Annotated in this window: 4 protein-coding genes; all 4 read left to right on the top strand. The window is 67.5% G+C overall.

From position 1 onward, the window contains the following. Nucleotides 1-1197, top strand: a 1197-nt coding sequence (locus ACH107_RS27575) for a S1C family serine protease (protein ID WP_412508886.1), incomplete at its 5' end; no start/stop codon positions are given. A 12-nt stretch (nt 1198-1209) separates the two neighbouring features. Further along, nucleotides 1210-2502, top strand: a complete 1293-nt coding sequence (locus ACH107_RS27570) for a hypothetical protein (RefSeq protein WP_412508885.1) — start codon at nt 1210-1212, stop codon at nt 2500-2502. Continuing rightward, nucleotides 2502-5606 (top strand): virulence factor SrfB, encoded by a 3105-nt coding sequence (locus ACH107_RS27565; RefSeq protein ID WP_412508884.1) that lies wholly within the window; start codon nt 2502-2504, stop codon nt 5604-5606. Before ACH107_RS27570 ends, ACH107_RS27565 begins: the two co-directional genes overlap by 1 nt. A 26-nt stretch (nt 5607-5632) precedes the next feature. Further along, nucleotides 5633-7762 (top strand): virulence factor SrfC family protein (locus ACH107_RS27560; RefSeq protein ID WP_412508883.1); only part of this gene is annotated, 2130 nt, incomplete at its 3' end.

Genomic DNA, 7762 nt, shown 5'->3' with positions numbered 1-7762 from the left:
ACCCGCGATGCGCACCCCGCTGGCGCTGATGGCGGCCCGCCTCCGCCTGCCGACGGTCCCGGCGCCCGGCCGGATGACGGCCACGGCCGGGTACCGGTTTTCGCGTGGCTACCGCTCGTCATCCTGCTGCTGCTGGTGGGCGGCGTGCTGGTGTGGTTGCTCATGCCCGGCACCCGCATTTTCGCACGCGACACGACCCAGCGTCCCGTCCCCGACGCGGCGGCAATTGCCGCCGCGCAAGAAGTCAACCGCGCCCTCGAACAAAGACTGGCGGACCTGCGCGCGGCCCATGACGGCGCGGTCTGCCGCGAAGACGGCACGCTGATCCTGCCCGGCGGCAAGACGATCGAGGGACTCGTGCCGCCCGACCGCGGCAAGGCCATGGACGAGGCCGGACGCATCCTGCCCGCCGACAAGGCGCCCGTCCTGCCCCCCGCGCCCGAGCGTGTCGCCATGGGCGAGGGCGCCCGGATCAGCGACACCGCCAGCCTGCTCGACCATATCGACAGCCGTACCGCGATGGTACTGGCGGCGGGGGACAGCCTCAGTACCGGCACCGGTTTCTTCGTCGGGCCCGACCTGCTGGTGACGAATTTCCACGTCATCGACGAGGCGCCGCCGGACCGGATCTTCGTCACCAGCAAGACGATGGGCGGCCTGAAATCCGCCGAGGTGCTCAAGCGCCACGGCCCCATGCCCGAGGTTGGCGCGGATTTCGCCTTGTTGCGCGTCGCGGGGGGCGATCAGCCCTTTTACACCATCCGGCGCAGCGACCGCTCGCTCAGGCTGCAATCGGTCATCGCGGCCGGTTATCCGGGCGATGTCCTGCGGCTCGATAGCGAGTTCGAGTCTCTGCGCAGTGGCAATTTTGACGCCGTGCCCGAACTCACCGTCACCGACGGCACGGTCAATACCGAGCAGACGCTTTCGGAACGGACGCGGGCGGTTGTTCACTCCGCGCCGATTTCGACCGGCAACTCGGGGGGGCCGCTGATCGACATGTGCGGCCGGGTCGTGGGGGTCAACACGTTCGTCATGCGCGGGTCGATGCGCAATCTCAACTTCGCGCTGGCCGCGCCCGACCTGCTCGCGTTTCTCGAGGGCACGCCGGCACGGCCGACGATCTCCGGCGACGAATGCCAGCCACGCGTCGCACGCCCGACCCCGCCGCCACGCGCTGCCGGTCAGGACGAGTAGAGGGGCGCGCGGATGTTCGAGGCATTTCTCGCGAACACGTCCGTCGAGGGGCTGCGCCCCCTCGGCACCGCGCCGCAACGCTCGTTCGAGCTTGTCACCGGGACGGTTCGCGACGCCTGTGGCGCGCGCCACGCGGCCCTGTTCGCCGAACCGGTAGCCGCGCAGCATGGCAACAGCTTCGACTGGTACGCCACCGCGGCGGGCACGCCCGCCCCTCTCGCGGACCTGTCCGAGGACGAGGCGACGGCGGCGCGTGACATCCTCGACGGGTTGGTGGCCGACATCCGCCGTCACGCGGACACGCTGCTCAGGTCGAAGGACCCCGACGATCAGCGCCTGGGCGAAGCGCTTGCGAACGCCCTCGAGATCCCGGGCGAGGACGCCATATTCGTGCTCCGCACCGAAAACACTGATGACGGCGCTGCCCTGCAGCCCGTGCTTGTCAACTGGGCTTGGGTGCGCGACGAGCAGAAATCGGTGCGGGGCGTTCTGACCGGGGTGGACAAGCGCCCGGCGCCCGGCCACGCCGCCACCCCCCGGCCTCCGGCGCCACCGCATCCCGGCGCCACGGCAGCCGTCACGCCCGGCCGGGGCACGATGCTGTGGTGGTGGCTGGTCTGGCTCGGCTGGGCGCTTCTCGCGCTGCTCATCGCAATGGTGATCTACCTGTTGATCGAACCGTGCGCGCTGCGCGCCGCCATTTTCCCGGACGACTGCCCCCGGGACACAGTGCAACCGGCCACGCCCGAAGACGAACGCCGCCTGCTGCAAGACAACATCGCGCGGCTCGAACGTCAGATTGCGATGGCCGACCGCGCCTGCCAGCCCGACATCGCAGCCCTGCCCATCCCCGACCTGCCCGATCCGACGCGGCCTGTCGAGGATACCGACAAGGCAGCCCTGCACGATGAGCAAATCAACGACCGCGCCGAGCGCAGCGGCGCGACGCGCGGCGACCTGACCTTCACGGTCATCTGGGACGGGCCCGACGATCTGGACCTGCATGTCACGTGCCCCGCCGGCGACACCCTGTCGTTTCTCAATGACAACGTCTGCAACGGGCGGCTGGACGTCGATTCCAACGCGCAGGAAATTGCCGTGGACCCGATCGAGAACGCCTATTTTTCCGACCCGCCACCGGGCAGCTACGGAGTGCGCGTCCATCTTTACCGCGATCGTGACGGCGCGGCGCAGCGCTCCTTCACCCTGCAAATTCGCGACGGCGGGCAGGTCATTACCCGGCAGGGATCGGTCTCGGACGCGACGCCGAGCTGGCAACACGAACACCAATACGAGGGCCGATGATGTTCGAGGATCATGCAAACCGCCTGAAACCGTTGGCCGATTTCGGCGAGGAGATCACGCTGGTGCCCTATAGCGGCATCCAGATGCTCGATTTCGGGTTCGACCTGAACGCGCTCGACGTCAAGGCCGCGAAGTTCATCGAACGCATCACGCGCGAGGAAGCGGGCGAGGTCGAGCGCACGCTGATCCCGCTGACCGGCAACGACGAGGCCGACAGCGCCATCCTTGCCGATACGCGCGAAACGGACGACCCCTATTCGATCCGCGCCGTCGCCGCGCTGGAGCCCTATCTTGAAAAATGGGTTCCGGTGCCCGTCCTGCGGATGAAAAGCCAGCGAGGCGCCGGGGGCGAGGAATTGTTCGATCCCGGCCCGACGAGCTGGGCGCGGATGCGCACGGTGGAACTGGACCGACCCGACCCCGAAACAGGCCATACCCACCGGGTACAGCTGGCGCTCGACACCAACCTTGTCCCCGACGAACAACGCGCCGTGTACGTCGCCCCCGAACGCGGCGACGCCGAGAAGCCGCGCGATTTCCGGCTGGTGTCGGACCCCGCCAAGATGGACTGGTTCCTGCGCCGGCTCGAGGAAGGCGCCGACGGCACGCCGATCGACCTGCAGCTATGGGTGTCCGACTGGCTCAAGGATCTTTTCATGGGCTTCAAGCGCGCCGAGAGGCCCGGGCGCCAGATACGCGAGGAGAACCTGCCCCACCAGTTCGAGCACTGGGCACGCTACCTCGCCTACCTGCGCCTGATCCAGCAGGCGACGGCACCGCCGAAAATCCGCTTCGTCAACACCGTTTCGGAACGTGACGCCGTGACGCCCGTCTCGGTGGACCTGGTGCTGGACGTGGGCAACAGCCGAACCTGCGGAATCCTGATCGAACAGTTCGCCGGCGAATCCAATGTCGAACTGGCCCGCTCCTTCCCGCTGGAAATTCGCGATCTCTCGCGCCCCGAGTTCCAGTATACCGGCCTGTTCCAGAGCCGCGTCGAGTTCGCGGAACTGCGTTTCGGCGATGACCGCTACGCCTCGCGCTCGGGGCGGCGCAATGCCTTCATGTGGCCCAGTTTCGTGCGGCTCGGCCCCGAGGCGGGGCGGCTCGTGCAGGCCGAGGAGGGCACCGAGACCATTTCCGGCCTGTCCTCGCCCAAGCGGTACCTCTGGGACGATGCCGCGGTATCGCAGGACTGGCGCTTTCACAACCACAACGATCCCAACAACCTGCCAAAGGCTGTGCGCGCCGCGATGCGTCACCTGAACGAATCCGGCGACGTGCTGGAGCAGCTGAAATACGACATGTCACGCGGCCTGCGCCCGCGCGGCGCGGGCAGCATGACCCCCGCGATCCGCCCGCAGTTCTCGCGATCCGCGCTTTTCGGCTTCATGCTGGCCGAGATCATCGCGCACACGCTGATCCAGGTGAACGATCCCGCCTCGCGCTCGCGCCGCCCGCAAAGCGATCTGCCGCGGCGGCTCAACCGGATCATCCTCAGCCTGCCCACCGCCACCTCGATCCAGGAACAGGCGATCATCCGGTCCCGCGCGGCCGGGGCGCTGCACCTCGTCTGGTCGATGCTGGGTATCGGCGAGGGCGACAGCGTCATCTCGCGCCGGCCCGACCTGATGATCGACTGGGACGAGGCCAGCGCCACGCAGCTCGTTTACCTGTACAGCGAGCTCACGCAGAAATTCGAGGGGCGCATCGACACGTTCCTGCAACTCAAGGGCAAGCCGCGCGTGACCGGCGACGTGAAAGAGCCGCAGCCGACGCTGCGGCTGGCCTGCGTCGATATCGGCGGCGGCACCACCGACCTGATGATTACCACCTATCGCGGCGAGGCCAACCGCGTGCTGCACCCCGAACAGACGTTCCGGGAAGGGTTCCGGGTGGCCGGCGACGACCTCGTGCATCGCGTGGTCAGCGGCATCATCCTGCCCCGGCTTCAGGACAGCATCGAACAGGCCGGCGGCCGCTACGTTGGCGAGAAGATGCGCGAGCTCTTCGGCGGCGACCGCGGCGGACAGGACCAGCAGGCGGTGCAGCGCCGCCGCCAGTTCTCGATCCGCGTCCTCGTGCCGCTGGCCGAGGCCGTTCTGGCCGCGTCCGAGAGATCGGGCGAGTTCGACCGCATCGATCTCGATATCGGCGAGGTGCTCGGCCTTCACTCCCCCGAGGATGACACAGAGAGCGAGGAAACGGACACGCAAAAGGTCAACGAGACACTTGGCTACATCGAACGCGGCGCGGCGGAAACCGGCGCCGCGGGCTGGTCGCTGGCCGATGTCACGCTCACCACCACGCGCGAGGATGTCGACGCCATCTCGCGCGAGGTGTTCCAGAAGGTGCTCAGCAACATGGGCGAGGTCATCGACCATCTGGGCGTTGACCTTGTGCTGCTCACGGGGCGGCCCTCGCGCCTGCCCGCCGTGCGCGCGATCATCGAGGAGATGATGGTCGTCCCGCCCCACCGGCTGATCTCGATGCACACCTACAAGACCGGCCGCTGGTATCCCTTCCGCGACCCGGTCACGCAGCGCATCGGTGATCCGAAATCCACGGTCGCCGTGGGCGGCATGCTGATCGCCCTCGCCGAGAGCCGGATACCCAATTTCAAGGTCACGACCGAGGCGTTCCAGATGCGGTCCACCGCCCGTTTCATCGGCGAGATGGACCGCAACGGCCAGATCCTCGACGAACGCGTGCTCTTCGCCGATATCGACCTCGACAAGAAGTCGCGCGCGGGCGAACAGACCGCGACGCTGTCCATGTTCTCGCCCGTGCATATCGGCTCGCGGCAACTGGAGCTGGAACGCTGGACGACGACGCCGCTTTACCGGCTGGATTTCGCGAACGCGGCAGCCCGGCAACGCCCCTCGCCCGTGCGCGTCACGCTGGAGAAGGACGAGGGCGACGACGACGAGGCGCAGACCACCGAGGCGCGCCTGCGCCGCGAAAGCCTGCGCGAGGCCTTCAAGATCAGCGAGGTCTACGACGGCGAGGGCGACCAGATGAAGAACACCGACCTGGTGTTGCGCCTGCAGACTCTGGGATTCGACGATGACTACTGGATCGATACCGGCGTCTACGCAATCTGAACGAAACGGGTAGGATGGACCGCAAGATGGCAAACCAGAACGAGCTTGCAACACGCTGCGCCGACGTGGCCGCGCTCTCGCGCAAGGCGCTCGACTGGGTGCAGGATTCCGAGAACGCCGAGACAGTCGGGCCCGAGCACAAGTCGCTCGTGCAATTGCTGCGCCGGTCCGCCCGCCGGGCGGAAAAACTCGGCCGCTCCGCCCAGACGAAGATGAGCGTGAGCGTCTTCGGCCCCAGCCAGGCCGGCAAGTCCTTCCTTGTCTCGGTCCTCGCGCGGCCCGGCGACGGGCGGCTCGTGGCCGATTTCCCCGGCCCGGGCGGCCAGCTCGATTACATCAGCGAGATCAACCCCGAGGGCGAAGGCGAAAGCACCGGGCTCGTCACCCGCTTCACCATGACCAAGGCGGCGATGCCGGACGGCTTCCCGATCCAGCTCAACCTGCTCAGCGAAGCGGATATCGCCCGCACCATCGTCAACAGCTTCTACATGGATGGCGACCAGTCCGAACCGGCCCCGGAGGCAGGCCAGATCAACGGCCACCTCGAAGCTTTCAAGCCGCGGGCCGGCGCGGCCGAGGTGCCGGGCATGTCCTTCGAGGACGTGCTGGAGATCCAGGATTACGTGCAATCCACCTTCGGGCGCACCGCCTATGCCGCCGCGCTCAAACCCTTCTGGGACGACGCCGCCGCGCTGGCACCCATGATGTCCATCCGCGACCGCGCCGAATTCCTCGAGATCCTCTGGGGCGGGCACGGCGCGCTGACCGAGCTTTACGTGACGATGGCCGAGGGGCTGGCGCGGATCGGCCACCCCGAGGTCGTGCACGTGCCGCTCGACGCGCTCATTCCCCGCGAAAGCTCGATCATCGACGTCAAGACGCTCAACGGCCTCCATGGCGGCGACACGTCCGACACGCTGAAGGTGCGCGCGCCCTCCGGGCAGGTGACGGACCTGCCGCGCGCCGTCGTCTGCGCGCTCGCGGCCGAGCTTGTCTTTCCAATGCTCGAACAACCCTCGCCACTGTTCGAGGAAACCGACCTGCTGGATTTCCCCGGCGCGCGCAACCGCTTCGAGCAGCCGCTGTCGAAAACTCTGGCCGAGCCGGAAAAGACCGTATCGCAACTGCTGCTGCGCGGCAAGGTAGCCTATCTTTTCGACCGCTACGTCGAGAACCAGGAAATCACCTCGATGCTGCTCTGCGTGCCCGACAGCAACATGGAAACGCTCGATCTGCCGGGGCTGGTCGACAACTGGATCGCCCTGACGCACGGCAACAGGCCCGAGGCGCGGCGCGACGTGGACTGCATCCTTTTCTTCGTGCTCACGAAGTTCGACAAGCACTTGGGCGAATCCGCCGCCGGGGGCGGCGACAGCACCCGCTTCGAACGGCGGATGCAGGCATCGCTGCTCGAGAAGTTCGGCCGCTCCAAGGACGGCTGGGTCGAGAACTGGACACCGGGCCACCCGTTCCGGAACTGCTACTGGCTGCGCAATCCCAACTTCTTCGTCGAGGGATTGCTGGATTATGACGACCAGCAGCGCGAAACCGGCATCCGCCCCGAGAAGGAAGCCCGGCTCGCCGAACTGCGCGACGGCTGCCTTTCCGCCGAAAGCGTTCAACGCCACTTCAAGGATCCGGCGGCCGCGTGGGATGCCGCGCTCAGCCTCAATGACGGCGGCGTCAGCTATCTTACCCGCGAACTTACCGAGGTCTGCGTGCCCGACAGCAAGCTGCGCCAGCTTTCCGGGCAGGTCGAGAAGGTCGCGGGCGACATGGCGATGGCCCTTGGCCCCTTCCACGTTTCAGACGACGTGGAAAAGCGGATCGAGGAAAAGCGCCTCGCGGCCGCCGAGGTGATCGACTGCCTCGAGATCACGTTGCAGAGCCACCGTTTCGGCGCACTGCTGAACGCGCTCTGCGTGGATCAGGACGCGATCGAGGATCGCATTTCGCGGGTGCCCAGCTCGGTCCGCATCAGTTCCGCCGTCTCCGCCAAACCGGCGGCGACGACGGGCGCGGCCCCCGCGCGCCCCGGGCCCCCCCCCCCCCCCCCCTGCCCGAGGCGCAGCCGAGGCAGACCTGCGCGGCGCAGCCGCCCCGTCAGATCCGGGCCAGCACCTCCTCGATACTGCGCTCGATCAGCGCCAGGCAAT

The sequence above is a fragment of the Roseovarius halophilus (ex Wu et al. 2025) genome (assembly GCF_047086965.1).
This window is presented reverse-complemented; position numbering and strand designations above follow the sequence as displayed.